The sequence below is a fragment of the Pseudomonas sp. P1_F7 genome, from assembly GCF_056405655.1.
In genome coordinates, this window is record NZ_JBFUBR010000007.1 from 59,437 (window position 1) to 77,067 (window position 17,631).

The 17,631-nt window shown below is 60.5% G+C and carries 15 protein-coding genes; 7 read left to right on the forward strand and 8 right to left on the reverse strand.

Annotation, left to right across the window (positions count from 1 at the left end; translation table 11 throughout):
- Positions 1-15: 15 nt before the first annotated feature.
- The 3 genes from AC1D1M_RS12475 to AC1D1M_RS12485 all read right to left on the reverse strand — a co-directional run bounded on the left by AC1D1M_RS12475 (position 16) and on the right by AC1D1M_RS12485 (position 4,930).
- The gene (locus AC1D1M_RS12475; RefSeq protein ID WP_477776008.1) at positions 16-2,049 is read right to left on the reverse strand and encodes an ABC transporter permease subunit; all 2,034 of its coding nucleotides are present in this window, start codon (positions 2,047-2,049) and stop codon (positions 16-18) included.
- 412 nt (positions 2,050-2,461) lie between these two features.
- The gene (locus AC1D1M_RS12480) at positions 2,462-3,463 is read right to left on the reverse strand and encodes a phosphate ABC transporter substrate-binding protein PstS (protein ID WP_056726832.1); all 1,002 of its coding nucleotides are present in this window, start codon (positions 3,461-3,463) and stop codon (positions 2,462-2,464) included.
- 168 nt (positions 3,464-3,631) lie between these two features.
- Complete coding sequence (locus tag AC1D1M_RS12485; protein WP_477775852.1) at positions 3,632-4,930, reverse strand: MFS transporter; 1,299 nt, start codon at positions 4,928-4,930, stop codon at positions 3,632-3,634.
- A 363-nt stretch (positions 4,931-5,293) separates the two neighbouring features.
- Here AC1D1M_RS12485 and AC1D1M_RS12490 point away from each other — a divergent pair, with 363 nt between their 5' ends.
- Positions 5,294-5,698 carry an acyl-CoA thioesterase gene (locus tag AC1D1M_RS12490; RefSeq protein WP_007942704.1) on the forward strand — a complete coding sequence of 135 codons (405 nt, stop codon included), beginning with the start codon at positions 5,294-5,296 and terminating at the stop codon, positions 5,696-5,698.
- A 68-nt stretch (positions 5,699-5,766) separates the two neighbouring features.
- Complete coding sequence (locus tag AC1D1M_RS12495; RefSeq protein WP_477775853.1) at positions 5,767-6,666, forward strand: D-hexose-6-phosphate mutarotase; 900 nt, start codon at positions 5,767-5,769, stop codon at positions 6,664-6,666.
- Between the two features lie 138 nt (positions 6,667-6,804).
- Here the strand turns inward: AC1D1M_RS12495 and AC1D1M_RS12500 are convergent, their stop codons facing one another.
- The 5 genes from AC1D1M_RS12500 to AC1D1M_RS12520 form a co-directional block, all read right to left on the reverse strand.
- Positions 6,805-7,341: a DUF3299 domain-containing protein gene (locus AC1D1M_RS12500; protein ID WP_477775854.1), complete on the reverse strand. Its 537-nt coding sequence runs from the start codon at positions 7,339-7,341 to the stop codon at positions 6,805-6,807.
- 86 nt (positions 7,342-7,427) lie between these two features.
- Entirely contained in the window at positions 7,428-7,673 is a 246-nt protein-coding gene (locus AC1D1M_RS12505) for a GlsB/YeaQ/YmgE family stress response membrane protein (RefSeq protein ID WP_007928514.1), read from the reverse strand.
- Positions 7,674-7,780: 107 nt separating this feature from the next.
- The gene (locus AC1D1M_RS12510; protein WP_477775855.1) at positions 7,781-8,863 is read right to left on the reverse strand and encodes a 5-(carboxyamino)imidazole ribonucleotide synthase; all 1,083 of its coding nucleotides are present in this window, start codon (positions 8,861-8,863) and stop codon (positions 7,781-7,783) included.
- A gap of 11 nt (positions 8,864-8,874) precedes the next feature.
- The gene (gene purE / locus AC1D1M_RS12515) at positions 8,875-9,366 is read right to left on the reverse strand and encodes a 5-(carboxyamino)imidazole ribonucleotide mutase (protein ID WP_046038893.1); all 492 of its coding nucleotides are present in this window, start codon (positions 9,364-9,366) and stop codon (positions 8,875-8,877) included.
- Positions 9,367-9,698: 332 nt separating this feature from the next.
- Entirely contained in the window at positions 9,699-10,616 is a 918-nt protein-coding gene (locus tag AC1D1M_RS12520; protein WP_008045548.1) for a LysR substrate-binding domain-containing protein, read from the reverse strand.
- Between the two features lie 180 nt (positions 10,617-10,796).
- On the opposite strand from AC1D1M_RS12520, the gene AC1D1M_RS12525 reads away from it, so the two are divergent.
- The 5 genes from AC1D1M_RS12525 to AC1D1M_RS12545 all read left to right on the forward strand — a co-directional run bounded on the left by AC1D1M_RS12525 (position 10,797) and on the right by AC1D1M_RS12545 (position 17,620).
- Positions 10,797-12,221 carry an aspartate ammonia-lyase gene (locus AC1D1M_RS12525; protein ID WP_046038891.1) on the forward strand — a complete coding sequence of 475 codons (1,425 nt, stop codon included), beginning with the start codon at positions 10,797-10,799 and terminating at the stop codon, positions 12,219-12,221.
- Between the two features lie 440 nt (positions 12,222-12,661).
- Positions 12,662-14,113, forward strand: coding sequence for an alanine/glycine:cation symporter family protein (locus AC1D1M_RS12530; RefSeq protein WP_477775856.1), 1,452 nt, complete (start codon positions 12,662-12,664; stop codon positions 14,111-14,113).
- Positions 14,114-14,220: 107 nt separating this feature from the next.
- Positions 14,221-15,225, forward strand: a complete 1,005-nt coding sequence (locus tag AC1D1M_RS12535) for an asparaginase (protein WP_477775857.1) — start codon at positions 14,221-14,223, stop codon at positions 15,223-15,225.
- A gap of 102 nt (positions 15,226-15,327) precedes the next feature.
- The gene (locus tag AC1D1M_RS12540; RefSeq protein WP_477775858.1) at positions 15,328-16,320 is read left to right on the forward strand and encodes an AraC family transcriptional regulator; all 993 of its coding nucleotides are present in this window, start codon (positions 15,328-15,330) and stop codon (positions 16,318-16,320) included.
- Positions 16,321-16,588: 268 nt separating this feature from the next.
- On the forward strand, positions 16,589-17,620 hold the full coding sequence (locus tag AC1D1M_RS12545; protein ID WP_477775859.1) for a histone deacetylase family protein: 1,032 nt from the start codon (positions 16,589-16,591) through the stop codon (positions 17,618-17,620).
- Positions 17,621-17,631: the final 11 nt, after the last annotated feature.

A 17,631-nucleotide genomic window follows, 5' to 3' on the forward strand; every position in this document is an offset into this window, starting at 1 on the left:
AGACTTCTACCTTTCTTAAAGCGACGAGTATTTCTTGCGCAGACGCTGACGAATCAGTTCCGCGAGGGTGTTCATGACGAAGGTGAACAACAGCAGCACCAGCGCCGAGAGGAACAGCACGCGGTAGTGGCTGCCGCCGACTTCCGATTCGGGCATTTCCACTGCAACGTTGGCCGCCAGGGTGCGCAGGCCTTCGAACAGGTTCATTTCCATGACCGGGGTGTTACCGGTAGCCATCAACACGATCATGGTTTCACCGACCGCACGGCCCATGCCGATCATCAGCGCCGAGAAGATGCCCGGGCTCGCGGTGAGGATCACCACGCGGGTCATGGTCTGCCACGGCGTGGCACCGAGGGCCAGGGAGCCCAGGGTCAGGCCGCGAGGCACGCTGAACACGGCGTCTTCGGCGATGGAGTAGATGTTCGGGATCACCGCGAAGCCCATGGCCAAGCCGACCACCAGGGCGTTGCGCTGGTCGTAGGTGATGCCCAGGTCGTGGGAGATCCACATGCGCATGTCGCCACCGAAGAACCAGTTTTCCATGAACGGGCTCATGTACAGCGACAGCCAGCCCACAAACAGGATCACCGGAATCAGCAGCGCACTTTCCCAGCCATCCGGGACTTTCAGGCGGATCGACTCAGGCAGGCGGCTGAAGGTAAAACCGGCGACCAGAATACCGATCGGCAGCAGCATCAGCAGGCTGAAGATGCCCGGCAAATGCCCTTCCACATACGGTGCGAGGAACAGACCGGCGAAGAAACCGAGGATCACCGTCGGCATTGCTTCCATCAACTCGATCACCGGCTTGACCTTGCGGCGCATGCCCGGAGCCATGAAGTACGCGGTGTAGATCGCAGCGGCAACGGCCAGTGGTGCGGCCAGCAGCATGGCGTAGAACGCGGCTTTCAGGGTACCGAATGTCAGCGGCGACAGGCTCAGCTTGGGTTCGAAGTCGGTGTTGGCGGCGGTCGATTGCCAGACGTATTTAGGCTCGTCGTAGTTCTCGTACCAGACCTTGCTCCACAGCGCGCTCCACGAGACTTCCGGATGCGGGTTGTCGAGCAGCAGCGGGTGCAACTTGCCGCCAGCTTCCACGATCAGGCGGTTGGCACGAGGCGATAGACCGAAAATGCCCTGGCCTTCAGCGACCGGTTCCACCAGCAAGGTGCGGTGGGCGGTACTGTGGAACACGCCAAGTTTGCCGGAAGCGTCGAGGGCAACGAAGCCCTTGCGACGCTCTTCGGCGGTGATTTCAACAATAGGCGTGGTGCCCATCTGGAAGGTGCGGATCTGCTTCAGGCGCTGTTCGCCATCCGGGTCGCGGGCCATGAACCACTGGGCCAGGCCACCTTTGGAGTCACCGATGATCAGCGAGATACCACCCACAAGCTGGGTGCTGGCGGTGACTTGCGCTTCACCGTCTTCAAGCAGTTTGTAGCGACCATTGAGGCTCTTGTCGCGCAGGCTGAACACGTCGGCCTGGGCACGCCCGTTGATCACATACAGCCACTGCTGACGCGGGTCGACGAAGATGTTCTTCACCGGCTCGTTCATCTGCGGCAGGTCGATGCGCTTCTGCTCGTTGGTGACTTCGCCGGTCATCATGTTCTCTTCGCTGGTCAGCGACAGAACATTGAGTTGCGAACCGGTGGCACCGACCAGCATCAGGGTCGAATCGTTGGCGTTGAGGCTGACGTGCTCCAGCGCACCGCCGGCTTCGTTGACCGCGATCGGCGCTTCGCCGTACGGGTACTCGACGGCCGGGGTGATGGTTTTCTTGCCTTCCGGGTAGCTGACTTTATAAGTGTGACGGAACACCAGTGCCTGACCGTTGGACAGACCAACAGCAACCAGCGGGTGACCTGGCTGGTCTTCACCGATGGAGGTCACGGTGGTGCCGGCCGGGATCGACAAATCGACGCGCTTCAATTCAGCGCCACTGTCGATGTCGAAGAACAATGCCTGGCCCTTGTCGGAAACCCGCATCGCAACCTGGTTCTGCTCTTCCAGAGAGATCATCAACGGCTTGCCGGCGTCTTGCATCCAGGCTGGCGTGATGGCGTCCTTGGCGGTCAGGCTGGCACCCTGGAACAGGGGCGCAACGACGTAGGCAAGGAAGAAGAAGATCAAGGTGATCGCGCCCAGTACGGCGAGGCCGCCAACGAGGACGTACCAGCGGGTCAGGCGATCTTTGAGCGCGCGAATGCGGCGCTTGCGTTGTAGCTCAGGCGTATTGAAGTCAATTCGCTTGGGGGGATTAGTAGTCATGTTGGAATTGGCCAGATCATTCATTCGCACACCCTAGCGATCCTGTATGACAGAAAGATGACAGTGCAGTGACGCAACAAATCCGCCGCTAGCGGTAACCAGCAGTGGATGGAGAATTAGAGGTGTATGGGGGCGGCTCCTGCCGCCCCCCATGTGAGTCCGGGGGGTTCACCCAGGACTCAATTTGTTACTTTTTTGCGACTTCAGCGCCGCCTTCCGCCAGACCCAGGTCAGCCAGAGCTTTTGCAGCTACTTTGGCCGGCAGTGGGATGTAACCGTCTTTCACTACAACTTCCTGACCCTGTTTCGACAGAACCAGTTTCACGAACTCGGCTTCCAGCGGGGCCAGAGGCTTGTTCGGGGCTTTGTTGACGTACACGTACAGGAAGCGGGACAGCGGGTACTTGCCGTTCAGGGCGTTTTCTTCGGTGTCTTCGATGAAGTCCTGGCTGCCTTTCTTGGCCAGGGCTACAGTCTTCACGCTAGCGGTCTTGTAACCGATGCCCGAGTAACCGATGCCGTTCAGCGAGGAGCTGATCGACTGCACGACCGAAGCCGAACCTGGTTGTTCGTTCACGTTTGGCTTGTAGTCGCCTTTGCACAGGGCTTCTTCCTTGAAGTAGCCGTAGGTGCCGGATACCGAGTTACGACCGAACAGTTGAACCGGCTTGTTGGCCAGGTCGCCGGTCACGCCCAGGTCACCCCAGGTTTTCACGTCGGCTTTAGCGCCGCACAGACGAGTGGACGAGAAGATCGCGTCGACTTGTTCCATGGTCAAGTGCTGAATCGGGTTGTCCTTGTGTACGAAGACAGCCAGGGCGTCCACGGCAACCGGGATAGCGGTTGGCTTGTAGCCGTACTTCTGCTCGAAGGCAGCCAGTTCGGTGTCCTTCATCTTGCGGCTCATCGGGCCCAGGTTGGAGGTGCCTTCAGTCAGCGCAGGTGGCGCAGTGGCGGAGCCAGCGGCCTGAATCTGGATGTTTACGTTCGGGTATTCTTTTTTGTAGTTCTCGGCCCAGAGGGTCATGAGGTTGGCCAGAGTGTCGGAACCAACGCTGGACAGGTTGCCCGACACACCAGTGGTCTTGGTGTAGCTCGGGATAGCAGGGTCAACAGCGGCAACCGCGTTGGCAGTCGCAACGCCAGCAGCGACAAAAGTCATTGCCGCCATCAAACGCTTCAGTTTCATGCCTTACTCCTAGCAGATAGGGTGTGTTATTCGGGGCCAAGTATCAGCAGGCCGTGTGAACACTCTATGGCTGAAATATGACAATTGGATGAAAGGCCAGCACTCCGCTAAGAAGGCTGGCCTTTCAGTTGTAACTATAGATGTGAGGAGTGCTGTGATCGTTCGCCGTCAGCGGCCCTTCTTCCAGAGATATGCACCTACCAGAATCCCGACCCCGCACAGCACCGCCACATAATAAGCAGGCCCCATCGCACTCTCCTTGAGCAACAGGCTGACGATCATCGGCGTCAGACCACCGAAAATCGCGTAGGCGACGTTGTACGAGAACGACAGACCGCTGAAACGCACCACCGGCGGGAACGCCTTGACCATTACGTACGGCACCGCGCCGATAGTGCCAACCAACAAGCCCGTCAAGGCGTACATCGGGAACAGCCAGTCAGGATGGTCGGCCAGGCTGTGATAGAAAGTCCAGGAACTGGCGAGCAACGCGGTACAGCCGATCACGAAGATTCGTCCCGCACCGAAGCGATCGGCCAGCGCGCCGGCAATGATGCAACCAAAACTCAGGAACACGATCGCCACGCTGTTCGCCTGCAGGGACGTAGTTGGCGAGAAGTGATAGACCGTCTGCAACACAGTCGGGGTCATCAGGATCAACACCACGATGGCAGCCGAGAGCAGCCAGGTCAGCAGCATCGAAATCGCGATGGCGCCACGATGGTCACGCAGCACTGCACGCAACGGCACTTCTTCGGCCAAAGCCTTGCGCTGTTGCAGCTCGGCGAACACCGGGGTTTCGTGCAACCAGCGACGCAGGTACACCGCGAACAGACCGAACACGCCACCCAGCAGGAACGGAATACGCCAGGCGTAATCCGACACTTCCACCGGGGTGTAGAGGCTGTTGATCGCTGTGGCAACCAGCGAACCGAGCAAGATGCCCGCCGTCAGGCCGCTGGTCAGGGTGCCGCAGGCGTAGCCGACATGTCGCTGCGGAACGTGCTCGGAAACGAAGACCCACGCCCCCGGCACTTCACCGCCAATGGCCGCGCCCTGGATCACCCGCATCAGCAGCAACAGGATCGGCGCCCACATGCCGATCTGCGCATAAGTCGGCAGCAAACCCATGATCAGGGTCGGCACCGCCATCATGAAAATACTCAGGGTGAACATTTTCTTGCGGCCCAGCAGGTCGCCGAAGTGCGCCATTACGATGCCGCCCAGCGGCCGCGCCAGGTAGCCGGCGGCGAAGATGCCGAAGGTCTGCATCAGGCGTAGCCACTCAGGCATGTCCGCCGGGAAGAACAGCTTGCCCACCACCGTGGCGAAGAATACGAAGATGATGAAATCGTAGAACTCCAGCGCGCCGCCCAAGGCAGACAGCGATAGAGTCTTGTAGTCGTTGCGGGTCAGCGGACGTGCGGGTTGGTCTGGCTGCGCGATGCTCGAGGGCGCTGTGGTCATGGCAAGGGCTTCTCTTATAGTCGGATCTGCAACCTCAACAACGCTGGCTGAGGTTTGGGCAGGTCCGGCACGATAGCAAATTGTTCGAAAAAGCACATAGAGGTGCGTTTTTGACGGTCAAAATGAGAACCGGACGGTCGTCGCGGAGTCTACCGACCGATATACTCAATGCTCACTCCGGTTTTTGAGGGGTTGCTGTGCGAAAACGCCTGTCAGGTTCATAGGCGATTTCGCAGAGTTTCCCTTTAGGCGCCTTATGGAAAACGTGACGAACGTAGTATGTTCGGTGCTGAATCGTTTTTCCCGAAGACGGCTACCACCAGCAATACCAACGAAGAGTCACGGGTCAGAGGCACCCCCGGCATGATAGAGCTCGAACAAGAAGATCCGATCCCGCAAGGCGACCTGGCCCTGCAAATCACCGCGCTTCCTCGCGAAACCAACGGCTTTGGCGATATCTTCGGCGGCTGGCTGGTGGCGCAGATGGATTTGGCAGGTACCGCGATGGCCAGCAAGGTCGCCGGCGGGCGTGTTGCCACCGTTGCGATCGACCGCATGGCGTTTCTGGTTCCGGTGGCGGTGGGCGCTCAGCTCTCCTTTTATACCCAGGCCCTGGAAATCGGCCGCAGCTCGATCAAGATGATGGTCGAGGTCTGGAGCGACGATCCACTGTCCAGCGAGTGGCGTAAAGTAACCGAAGCGGTGTTTGTGTTCGTTGCCATCGACGGCAGCGGCCGCACCCGTTCGGTTCCGCCGCGGGCTCGCTAAAAAGCTTCTAAACCTAGCAGGCGTTTTGCGGTCGATAGTCGTCCACGTTACTGATCGAGAGCTGTCCCATGAGCACGCCCAATGTTGAAGCCGTAAAGTTGGATGAACTGAACTGCTGGCGCATTCGCCACGGTCAGGCCGAATTACTGGTGGCCCAGCAAGGCGCGCACATCCTCAGCTATCAATTGGCTGGTCAACCGCCGCTGATCTGGCTCAACGACGAGGCCGTGTTCAAGACCGGCAAGAGTATCCGTGCCGGCGTGCCGGTGTGCTGGCCGTGGTTCGGCAACTTTGACCGCAACCCGCAAAGCGTGCAGGCGATGCGCACCAGCAATGAAGCGCCGTCGGCTCACGGTTTCGTGCGAGCGATGGATTGGGAACTGGGCAGCATCGAAGCCGAAGGCGAAACCCTGAAGGTCGAATTCCTCCTGCCCTACCCCGAAGGCGGCTTTCCCGGCTGGCCGCACCAGGTGGATTTGACGCTGAGCATTCGCCTCGACGAGCAATTGCACATCCATCTGACCAGCCACAACCGGGGCGCTGAAACCGTAAGCATCAGCCAGGCGCTGCACAGTTACTTTGCCGTCAGCGATGTGCGCGACGTGCATGTCGAAGGCGTGGACGGCCTCAACTACATCGAAACCCTGGACAACTGGAAAACCGTCACCCAGAGCGGTGATCTGCGTTTTACCGGTGAGACCGATCGCATCTACCTCGACGCACCGCCGCAATTGAGCATCGTCGACCCGGCCTGGGAGCGACGCATCGTACTGACCAGCAGCGGATCGCGTACGGCGGTGATCTGGAACCCGTGGATCGACCGCGCCGCCGCATTCAGCGACATGGCCGACGACGGCTGGCAGCGCATGCTGTGCATCGAGACGGCGAACGTGATGGGCGATGTGGTGAACCTGAAACCAGGGGCGAGCCACACCCTGGGTGTGAGCGTCGGTAGCGAGCCGCTCTAAGCAACACCACAAAACAAATGTGGGAGCGAGCTTGCTCGCGATGGCGGTGTAACAGGCAACATAAATGTTGAATGTTATGGTCTCATCGCGAGCAAGCTCGCTCCCACAGTTTTGTGTGCCATGCCATCTGACGGCGCGTTACAAATCCGACTCTTTCACCACTCGCACCGTCTGCGCATCCAGCGCATACGCCGCATCGGCCAGGTCATTGCTGACCTTCTCGACTTTCAGCGTTCCGGTGACCCACAGCGGCGTGTAGATATCGTTCAGCTTCAGGCCCTTTGGATAGCGCACCAGCACCAGCTGGTTGGGCGGTGGTGGCGGTACGTGGATGCAAGCGCCCGGGTACGGTACAAGAAAGAACAAGGTACTGCGGCCCTTGGCGTCAGACTCCAGCGGCACCGGGTAACCGCCAATGCGGATGTTCTTGTCGTTCATCGACGCAACGGTCTTGGTCGAGTACATCACCGCCGGCAAGCCTCTAGCCTGTTTCATTCCACCCTTGTCGGTGAAAGTGCCATTGGCTTCAGGAGAGTTGTGGTCGATTTCAGGCATGGCCTCGAGGGCCTTCTGATCCGACTTCGGCATCAATTCGAGCCAGTCGGTTTCCGGCAATTCGCCGGCATGGGCGAAGCCCGAACCCAGTAAAACAAGAGTCAGTAAAAGACGGCGCATGAAGGTGCTCGGTAAAGGGAAGAACAGGAAACGCCGAGCATTCTAGCCCTCCCGGCCGGTTTGGCGGAGAGGGCTTGTCGCCTGGATCAGTTCTTTTTGACCAGCCCGTAGATCACCAGCAGCACAACGGCGCCCACCAGCGCACCGATGAAGCCTGCTCCTTGGCCAGCCTGATAGATGCCCAGGGCTTGACCGCCGTAAGTGGCCGCCAGCGAACCGCCGATACCGAGCAGGATGGTCATGATCCAGCCCATGCTGTCATCGCCCGGTTTCAGGAACCGCGCCAGCAGGCCGACGATCAAGCCGATAAAGATGGTTCCGATGATTCCCATGGCATTTCCCTCTGAATTGGTTGGATATGCGAAAGCCTAGTCAGACTTTCGCATCCTGCCATGAGAGAACAGCGGTCCCTGAATGGTTCCGCCGCTGCCACATGAAACTATTCGGCGATCAGCGCTTCGACCTTGAGGATCTGCGCGGTGAGCGTTTCGCGATCCGCGCAACGCAGGTTGGCGTGACCGACCTTGCGGCCGACCTTGAAGGCCTTGCCGTAGTGATGCAAATGGCAATCGGCGATGGCCACGACTTTCTCGGTGTCCGGTACTTTGCCGATGAAATTGAGCATCGCGCTCTCCCCAACCTTGGCGGTCGAACCCAACGGCAGACCGGCAACGGCCCGCAGGTGGTTTTCGAATTGGCTGCACTCGGCGCCTTCGGTGGTCCAGTGCCCTGAGTTGTGCACCCGTGGGGCGATTTCGTTGGCCTTGAGGCCACCGTCGACTTCAAAGAACTCGAACGCCATCACGCCGACGTAATCCAGCTGCTTGAGCACACGGCTGGAGTAGTCTTCAGCCAGGGCTTGCAACGGGTGATCAGTGCTGGCCACGGACAGCTTGAGGATGCCGCTTTCGTGGGTGTTGTGTACCAGCGGATAGAAGCGGGTTTCACCGTCGCGGGCACGTACGGCGATCAATGAGACTTCACCGGTGAACGGCACGAAGCCTTCCAGCAGGCAGGCCACGCTGCCCAGCTCGGCGAAGGTGCCGACCACATCTTCAAGTGTGCGCAGGACTTTCTGACCCTTGCCGTCGTAACCCAAAGTACGGGTCTTCAGCACTGCCGGCAGGCCAATGGAAGCCACGGCAGCGTCCAGATCAGCCTGGGACTGAATGTCGGCGAACGCCGGGGTAGGAATTCCCAGGTCCTTGAACATGCTCTTCTCGAACCAGCGATCACGGGCGATGCGCAGGGCTTCGGCGCTTGGGTAGACCGGGACGAATTGCGAGAGGAAGGCCACGGTCTCGGCCGGAACGCTTTCGAACTCGAAGGTCACCAGATCGACTTCATCGGCCAGCTGACGCAGGTGATCCTGATCGCCGTAATCGGCTCGCAGGTGTTCGCCCAAGGCGGCTGCGCAAGCATCCGGCGCCGGGTCCAGGAAAGCGAAGTTCATGCCCAGCGGAGTGCCCGCCAGCGCCAACATGCGGCCCAACTGGCCGCCACCGATTACACCGATCTTCATCGTCAACAACCTCAGGCGATGCGTGGGTCTGGATTGTCCAGGACGCTGTCTGTCTGCTCAGCACGGAAGGTTTTCAGCACCGCGTGGAACTGCGGGTGCTTGGCGCCAAGGATACTCGCCGACAGCAGCGCTGCGTTGATCGCGCCCGCTTTGCCGATGGCCAGGGTGGCGACCGGAATGCCCGCCGGCATCTGCACAATGGAAAGAAGCGAATCAACACCCGACAGCATTGCGGACTGGACTGGTACGCCGAGCACCGGCAGGTGAGTCTTGGCCGCACACATGCCAGGCAAGTGGGCCGCGCCACCGGCACCGGCGATGATCACCTCGATGCCACGCGCCTCGGCTTCTTCAGCGTACTGGAACAGCAGGTCCGGGGTACGGTGGGCAGAGACCACTTTCACCTCGTAAGGGATGCCGAGCTTTTCCAGCATATCGGCGGTGTGGCTAAGGGTGGACCAATCGGACTTGGAGCCCATGATCACGCCAACCAGTGCACTCATCGTCGTGCCTCTTCTCTCTGGGCGCCCGCAGGCGCGTCAAAAAACAACAAGCCACGCAGGATGCGTGGCTTGATTGTACGAATTATGGCCGGTCGTAACCGGCCGAAGGCCGCGCAGTATACCGCAATGAGACAGATAAACAGCCCCCCGTGCGACCATCTGTCAAATGACCGGAGGCCCCGGTTTTATTGACTCCAAGGTCAGCCAACACACGCCGCAGTTCCCTTGTGGGAGCGAGCCCGCTCGCGATAGCGTCGGGACAGTCACCCTTGATGTTAAATGCCAGTCCGTCATCGCGAGCAGGCTCGCTCCCACAGGTTTCTTCGTCTGCCTCAAGAACCGGTTGTGCCTTGGGCCGCGCCGCCTTCAAGTTTGCGCCACAACAACCGCACGTTGGCCTTGCGCACAAGCGCACAGCGATACAGCCGAATCTCCAGCGGCACGTGCCATTGCGGGCCGCCGCAGACCACCAATTCACCGCGCGCCAGCTCGGCGCGCACACTCAGTTGCGGCACCCAGGCGATGCCCAGGCCTTCCAGCGCCATGCTTTTCAGGCTGTCGGCCATGGCGGTTTCGTAGATCGTGGTAAAGCGCAGCGCCCGCTGGCGCAGCAGCATGTTCACCGAACGGCCGAGAAAGGCCCCGGCGCTGTAGGCCAGTAACGGCACGCTGCCTTCGCCTTCCAGATCGAACAGTGGTTTGCCGTCGGCGTCCGCGGCGCAGACCGGCAGCATTTCCGTGTGACCAAGGTGCAGCGAGGGGAAGATTTCCGGGTCCATCTGCATGGCCGCGTCCGGGTCGTAGAACGCCAGCATCAGGTCGCAGCCGCCTTCGCGCAAGGCATGCACGGCGTCACCAACGTTGGTCGCCACCAGCCGCGTGGCAATGTTCAAGCCTTCGTTGCGCAACTGCGCGATCCAGCGCGGAAAGAAACCGAGCGCCAGGGAATGCGCGGCAGCGACCTGCATCACTTCGCCCTGCCCGCCCTCCAGGTGATGCAGATGGCGCAGCACTTCGCCCAGCTGTTCGACCACGGTGCGTGCGGTGACCAGAAACAGTTGCCCTGCTGCCGTCAGTTCCACCGGCGTGCGCGAGCGGTTGACCAGAGTCAGCCCGAGCGCGGCCTCAAGGCTGCGAATCCGCCGGCTGAACGCCGGTTGCGTCACGAAACGCCGCTCGGCGGCCTGGGAGAAACTGCGGGTGGCAGCCAGGGCACTAAAGTCCTCCAGCCATTTGCTTTCCAGATTCATTCCGTCCTCCCGGACACGCACCAATTTAGGTCACACGCTTGCCGTCAACCCGGCGTCACACGGGCATTATGCCGAATATGCATAGCCTAGTGTTTAACAGCATTGGCCCAAAATTCTCCACAGGCCTAGCATTCGCAGCGTTCCGGCACAGACCGGGTTCATATTGAGATGATTTCTATCATGTCCTCCGCTGCATCATTCCGCACAGAAAATGACCTGCTTGGCGCCCTCGAAGTACCGGCTCAAGCGTATTACGGTATCCAGACCCTGCGAGCGGTGAATAACTTCCGCCTTTCGGGCGTTCCGATTTCGCACTACCCGAAACTGGTTGTCGGCCTGGCCATGGTTAAACAGGCCGCTGCTGACGCCAACCGTGAGTTGGGTCACCTGAGCGAAGCCAAGCACGCTGCCATCAGCGAAGCCTGTGCACGTTTGATCCGCGGCGACTTCCACGAAGAGTTCGTGGTGGACATGATTCAAGGCGGCGCTGGCACTTCGACCAACATGAATGCCAACGAAGTCATCGCTAACATCGCGCTGGAGGCCATGGGTCACCAGAAAGGCGAGTACCAGTACCTGCACCCGAACGACGACGTGAACATGGCGCAGTCGACCAACGACGCCTACCCGACGGCGATCCGTCTGGGTCTGTTGCTGGGTCACGATGCCCTGCTCGCCAGCCTCGACAGCCTGATTCAGGCGTTCGCGGCCAAGGGTGAAGAATTCAACCACGTCCTGAAGATGGGTCGTACCCAGCTGCAAGACGCCGTTCCGATGACCCTGGGTCAGGAATTCCGTGCGTTCGCCACTACCCTGGGCGAAGACCTGGCACGCCTGAAGACTCTGGCGCCAGAAGTTCTGACTGAAGTGAACCTGGGCGGCACCGCGATCGGTACCGGTATCAACGCCGACCCGCGTTACCAGCACCTGGCTGTTCAACGTCTGGCGGTGATCAGTGGTCAACCGCTGGTTCCAGCAGCCGACCTGATCGAAGCCACCTCCGACATGGGCGCCTTCGTGCTGTTCTCCGGCATGCTCAAGCGTACCGCGGTCAAGCTGTCGAAGATTTGCAACGACCTGCGCCTGCTGTCCAGCGGCCCACGTACCGGCATCAACGAGATCAACCTGCCGGCACGTCAGCCAGGCAGCTCGATCATGCCAGGCAAGGTCAACCCGGTTATTCCGGAAGCGGTCAACCAGGTGGCGTTCCAGATCATCGGTAACGACCTGGCCCTGACCATCGCGGCCGAAGGCGGCCAGCTGCAACTGAACGTGATGGAGCCGCTGATCGCCTTCAAGATCTTCGACTCGATCCGCCTGCTGCAACGCGCCATGGACATGCTGCGCGAGCACTGCATCGTCGGCATCACCGCCAACGAAGCACGCTGCCGCGAACTGGTCGAGCACTCGATCGGTCTGGTGACCGCGCTGAACCCGTACATCGGCTACAAAAATGCCACCCGCATCGCCGGTCTCGCCCTTGAAAGCGGCCGCGGTGTGCTGGAACTGGTGCGCGAAGAAGGTCTGCTCGACGAAGCCATGCTCGCCGACATCCTGCGCCCGGAAAACATGATTGCTCCGCGTCTGGTGCCTCTGAAGGCATAACCCGACGCGTTACTTGTAGCACTGCTCACCAGGTCGAGGGACTAGACACCTCTCACCTTTTGAGGGCTTGGAGATCAATCTCCAGGCCCTTTTTTTTAACTGTTTGAAAGGACAAACGTCTTCTGTGGGGGCGAGCAGGTTCGCTCCCACAAGAGCCTGACAGCAAAAATGTCAGGTGTTTCAAAGGCTTCGCTTCACCGCATGCACCACAACCGTGCAGACGGACGGCACTGTCATCGGTATAGTGCCGCCCCTCTTCGCGTGAGCGGTCGTCGGTAGCGAGGCCACAACCCATGCGAAACCCGAACTAATAACAAACCCGCGATATGAAACCGGGACGAACTTCGAACCGCCCATTGTGCCGTGTGCCAAGGGGTGTAACTCGATGTGTCTGTCCGGTCAGCATTGTTGCCTACACAAAAAACAGCGAGGAATAATCCATGCTCGAAGTCATTAACGACTTCCTCTCAGGGAAAGTACTGATCGTGCTCATAGTCGGGCTCGGTAGCTACTTCACGATCCGCTCGCGTTTCGTTCAATTGCGCCACTTCTTCCACATGTTCGCGGTGTTCCGCGACAGCCTCAAAAGCAGCGCCGGGCAACTCAGTTCGTTCCAGGCCCTGATGCTCAGCCTCGCCGGCCGCGTCGGTGCGGGCAACATTGCCGGGGTCGGCATTGCCGTGACCCTCGGTGGCCCCGGTGCCGTGTTCTGGATGTGGGTGACCGCGCTGGTCGGCATGTCCAGCAGCTTCTTCGAATGCTCCCTCGGCCAGCTCTACAAGCGCTGCGATTCCGAAGGTCAGTTCCGTGGCGGCCCGTCCTATTACATCCAGCACGGCCTGCAAAAACGCTGGTTGGGCATGCTGATGGCGTTCCTGTTGCTGGTGACCTTCGGGTTCGCCTTCAATGGCCTGCAAGCCCACGCCGTGACGCACTCGCTGAACAACGCGTTCGGCCTCGACACCACTTACACCGGCATCGGTCTGGCCGTGCTGCTGGGCCTGGTGTTCATCGGCGGGATCAAGCGCATCGCCAAGGTCGCCGACCTGCTGGTGCCGGTGAAAACCCTGGTGTACATCGGCGTGACCCTCTACGTGATCGTGCTGCAGTTCGACCATGTGCCGGGCATGCTGATGACCATCGTCAAGAGCGCCTTCGGTCTGGACCAGGCCTTCGGTGGCCTGATCGGCAGCGCCATCGTCATGGGCGTGAAGCGTGGCGTGTTCGCCAACGAAGCCGGCCTGGGCAGTGCGCCGAACGTAGCGGCGGTGGCGGCGGTCGAGCACCCGGTGGCACAAGGTGTGGTCCAGGCGTTCAGCGTGTTCCTCGATACCTTCGTGATCTGCACGTGCACCGCGCTGCTGATCCTGCTCTCCGGCTTCTACACCCCGGGCTTCGAAGGCGACGGCATTGCCCTGACCCAGAACTCGCTGGCCGCCGTGGTCGGTGACTGGGGCCGGATGTTCATCTCCGTGGCCCTGGCGTTGTTCGTGTTCACCTCGATCCTCTACAACTACTACCTGGGCGAGAGCAACCTGCGCTTTTTGATCGGTGAAAACCGCAAGGCGCTGATGGGCTATCGCGCGCTGGTACTGGTGCTGATTTTCTGGGGCGCCATCGAAAACCTCGGCACCGTATTTGCCTTCGCCGACATCACCATGACCATGCTCGCGTTCGTCAACCTGATCGCGCTGTTCCTGCTGTTCAAGGTCGGCATGCGCATCCTGCGTGACTACGATGACCAGCGCGCCGCTGGCATCAAGACTCCGGTGTTCGACTCCGCCAAGTTCCCGGACCTGGACCTGGATCGCCAAGCGTGGCCGGCCAATCCACCTGCCGCTGTCGGCAAGACTGAAGTTGAGCCGCAAGGTGTACCTGTAGCGCAACGCTGACAGGTGAAATGACAGGCGCGCCCCCAGCGCCCGTCAGTTAAAGTTCGAAAAACTGTGGGAGCGAGCTTGCTCGCTCCCACAGGAACTCTTCCTTTCGGAGAATCCTCATGAATTCGTCGACCTACCCTGCCGCCCAGCACGTCATGGTGCTCTACACCGGCGGCACCATCGGCATGCAGGCCAGCGCCCACGGCCTGGCCCCGGCGTCCGGCTTCGAAGCGCGGATGCGCGAATACCTGCAAAGCCAACCTGAGCTGGTAGTGCCACAGTGGCGCTTCCGCGAGATGTCGCCGCTGATCGACAGCGCCAACATGAGCCCGACGTATTGGCAGCAGTTGCGTGAAGCAGTGGTCGATGCGGTGGATGCTCAGGGCTGCGACAGCGTGCTGATCCTGCATGGCACCGACACGCTGGCCTACAGTGCCGCCGCCATGAGCTTCCAGTTGCTCGGCCTGCATGCCCGCGTGTGCTTCACCGGTTCCATGCTGCCGGCCGGCGTCACCGATAGCGACGCCTGGGAAAACCTCAGCGGCGCGCTGGTTGCACTGGGCCAGGGCCTCGCGCCGGGCGTGCATCTGTACTTCCACGGCGAACTGCTGGACCCGACTCGTTGCGCCAAGGTGCGCAGTTTTGGCCGTCATCCATTCAAACGACTGGAGCGTCAGGGTGGCGGTGTGAAAGCCTCGTCGACACCCGCACGACTGAACTACAACCAGAGCAGGCAACTGGCGAACGTCGCGGTGCTGCCGCTGTTTCCCGGCATCAGCGCCGAGGTCCTGGATGGTTTGCTCGACAGCGACATTCAGGGCCTGGTACTGGAGTGCTACGGCAGCGGCACCGGCCCGAGCGACAACCCTGAGTTTCTCGCCAGCCTTGGGCGTGCGCGGGACAAGGGCGTTGTAGTGGTGGCCGTCACGCAATGCCACGAAGGCGGGGTTGAACTGGACGTCTATGAAGCCGGCAGTCGCTTGCGCGGTGTGGGCGTGTTGTCCGGTGGCGGCATGACCCGTGAGGCGGCGTTCGGCAAGTTGCATGGGTTGTTGGGGGCGGGGCTTGAAACAGACGAAGTCCGTCGGCTTGTCGAACTCGACCTGTGCGGCGAACTGAGCTGACACCACACCACACCTGTGGGAGCGAGCCTGCTCGCTCCCACAGGGGACATCACCCGGCATACAACTTGCTGCGCTCCAGTCATCCCAAGGCTGGAAGTCCTTATGCTCCACTCCCACCTCACCACGCTCAATGCGGTCTCCCTGGTACTCGATGCCTTCAAGGCCGACGGCTTGTCCAGTGAGGCACTACTGGCCGGAAGCGGCATCAGTGCGGCGGATCTGAACCGTGCCGACACGCGCATCACCACCAACCAGGAAATGCAGGTCTGTGCCAATGCCGTCGCCCTCAAGCGTGACATCGGCCTGGAACTCGGCCGGCGGATGCACGTTTCCTGCTACGGCATGCTCGGTTACGCCCTGCTCACCAGTGCCACCTTCGGTGACGCTTTGCGTCTGGCGATGCGCTATCCGGCGCTGCTGGGAACACTTTTCGAACTGAGCCTGGAAGACGATGGCGAGCGCATCTGGTTCGCCGCCGCCGATTACCGCGAGAGCCCGGCCATGGCGGTGTTCAACGCCGAGTTCTGCCTGGTGTCGCTGAAAGTCACCTGCGACGACCTGCTCGGCCATCCCCTGCCCTTGCTCGGCGCACGCTTCGAACATGCCGCGCCCGACTACGAAACAAGCTACGCCGAACACTTCAACTGCCCGCTGCATTTCGGTGCGCGCAACAATGCTTTCGCCTTCGACAAGCGCTGGCTCGACCAGCCGTTGCCGCTGGCCGATGTCATCACCCATCAAGCCATGGCCGAACGCTGCCGCAAACAGAACATCGAGTTCACCGGGCGACAGGCCTGGCTGGGAAGGATCCGCCAATTGCTCAGCGCGCAACTGAATGCCGCGCCCGGGCTGGAGGGGCTGGCCGAGCAAATGAACTGTTCGGCGCGGACCTTGCGCCGGCATCTCAAGGACATGGGTTGCAGCTATCAGGAACTGCTCGATGAACTGCGCTTCGAGCAGGCCAAGCAAATGCTTTGCGAGGATCAATTGCCGATCTATCAGATCGCCGAGGCCTTGGGCTTCAGCGAGACCGCGAGTTTTCGCCATGCGTTTGTGCGCTGGAGCGGTGTGGCGCCCAGCCAGTTTCGGCCCTGAGGACTGTAGTGGCCGATCTGCCGCTATCGCGAGCAAGCTCGCTCCCACAAGGGTTATGCGTCTTACACAAAAATCGCGAACACTGAGGCTCACCTGTGGGAGCGAGCTTGCTCGCGATGGCGGCCGCGAGAGCTCCGCACTATCAAGGGGCGAATTTCGGTCAAATGTTTTGGCCATATTGATCCCCTTTTGGCCTTTCCTGCCGTTCTCCTAAACCGTCTGCGCCGCAAGACTGTGTTCAACCGAATCAGCCTGCGGAGAACAAGAAATGCTGACGATCTACTCGGATGATCACCACCTGCACCACGGCCGTTGCGAATTGATAGACGGGCAACTCAAGCCCTGCTTCGAAATGCCTTCCCGTGCCGACCACGTCTTGCAACGGGTGAAAAACCAGAACCTGGGCCCCGTCGAAGCACCGAAGGATTTTGGCCTGGAGCCGATCGCGCGCATCCACAGCCGCGACTACCTCGATTTCTTCAAGGGTGCCTGGGCACGCTGGACCGAATTCAACACCGACGGTGACCTGCTGCCCTACACCTGGCCGGCCCGCACGTTGCGTCAGGTCAAACCGACCAGCCTGCATGGCCAGCTCGGCTATTACAGCTTCGACGGCGGTGCCCCGATCACCGCCGGCACCTGGCAAGCGGCGTACAGCGCAGCGCAGGTCGCACTCACCGCACAAACGGAAATCCAGCGCGGCGCCCACAGTGCCTTTGCCCTGTGCCGTCCACCGGGACACCACGCCGCCGGTGACTTGATGGGGGGCTATTGCTACCTCAACAACGCCGCCATCGCCGCCCAGGCGTTCCTTGATCAAGGCCACAAGAAGGTCGCGATCCTCGACGTCGATTACCACCATGGCAACGGTACCCAGTCGATTTTCTACGAGCGCAGCGACGTGCTGTTCACTTCTATCCACGGTCACCCGGAAGCCGAGTTTCCATTCTTCCTCGGCTATGAAGAAGAGCTGGGCGAAGGCGCCGGTGAAGGTTTCAACTTCAACTACCCGTTGCCCGCCGGTTCAGGCTGGGACACCTGGAGCGCAGCGCTGGAACAAGCCTGCAAAGAGATCGAAAGCTACGGCGCCGACATCATCGTGGTGTCCCTGGGCGTCGATACCTTCAAGGACGATCCGATCTCGCAATTCAAGCTCGACAGCCCGGACTACCTGGCCATGGGCAAGCGCATCGCCGGCCTCGGCGTACCGACGCTGTTCGTGATGGAAGGCGGTTACGCGGTGGAAGAAATCGGCATCAATGCCGTGAACGTTCTCGAAGGTTTTGAAAGCGCTCAATGAGGAAGTAGAAC

Bases quoted from the DNA above. Each gene is read 5' to 3' on its own strand.
- AC1D1M_RS12525 (WP_046038891.1), top strand. From the start codon at position 10,797: ATGTCCTCCGCTGCATCATTCCGCACAGAAAATGACCTGCTTGGCGCC.
- AC1D1M_RS12485 (WP_477775852.1), bottom strand. From the start codon at position 4,930: ATGACCACAGCGCCCTCGAGCATCGCGCAGCCAGACCAACCCGCACGT.
- AC1D1M_RS12475 (WP_477776008.1), bottom strand. From the start codon at position 2,049: ATGCAAGACGCCGGCAAGCCGTTGATGATCTCTCTGGAAGAGCAGAAC.
- AC1D1M_RS12545 (WP_477775859.1), top strand. From the start codon at position 16,589: ATGCTGACGATCTACTCGGATGATCACCACCTGCACCACGGCCGTTGC.
- AC1D1M_RS12540 (WP_477775858.1), top strand. From the start codon at position 15,328: ATGCTCCACTCCCACCTCACCACGCTCAATGCGGTCTCCCTGGTACTC.
- AC1D1M_RS12520 (WP_008045548.1), bottom strand. From the start codon at position 10,616: ATGAATCTGGAAAGCAAATGGCTGGAGGACTTTAGTGCCCTGGCTGCC.
- AC1D1M_RS12500 (WP_477775854.1), bottom strand. From the start codon at position 7,341: ATGCGCCGTCTTTTACTGACTCTTGTTTTACTGGGTTCGGGCTTCGCC.
- AC1D1M_RS12510 (WP_477775855.1), bottom strand. From the start codon at position 8,863: ATGAAGATCGGTGTAATCGGTGGCGGCCAGTTGGGCCGCATGTTGGCG.
- AC1D1M_RS12535 (WP_477775857.1), top strand. From the start codon at position 14,221: ATGAATTCGTCGACCTACCCTGCCGCCCAGCACGTCATGGTGCTCTAC.
- AC1D1M_RS12505 (WP_007928514.1), bottom strand. From the start codon at position 7,673: ATGGGAATCATCGGAACCATCTTTATCGGCTTGATCGTCGGCCTGCTG.
- AC1D1M_RS12530 (WP_477775856.1), top strand. From the start codon at position 12,662: ATGCTCGAAGTCATTAACGACTTCCTCTCAGGGAAAGTACTGATCGTG.
- AC1D1M_RS12480 (WP_056726832.1), bottom strand. From the start codon at position 3,463: ATGAAACTGAAGCGTTTGATGGCGGCAATGACTTTTGTCGCTGCTGGC.
- AC1D1M_RS12495 (WP_477775853.1), top strand. From the start codon at position 5,767: ATGAGCACGCCCAATGTTGAAGCCGTAAAGTTGGATGAACTGAACTGC.
- AC1D1M_RS12490 (WP_007942704.1), top strand. From the start codon at position 5,294: ATGATAGAGCTCGAACAAGAAGATCCGATCCCGCAAGGCGACCTGGCC.
- purE (WP_046038893.1), bottom strand. From the start codon at position 9,366: ATGAGTGCACTGGTTGGCGTGATCATGGGCTCCAAGTCCGATTGGTCC.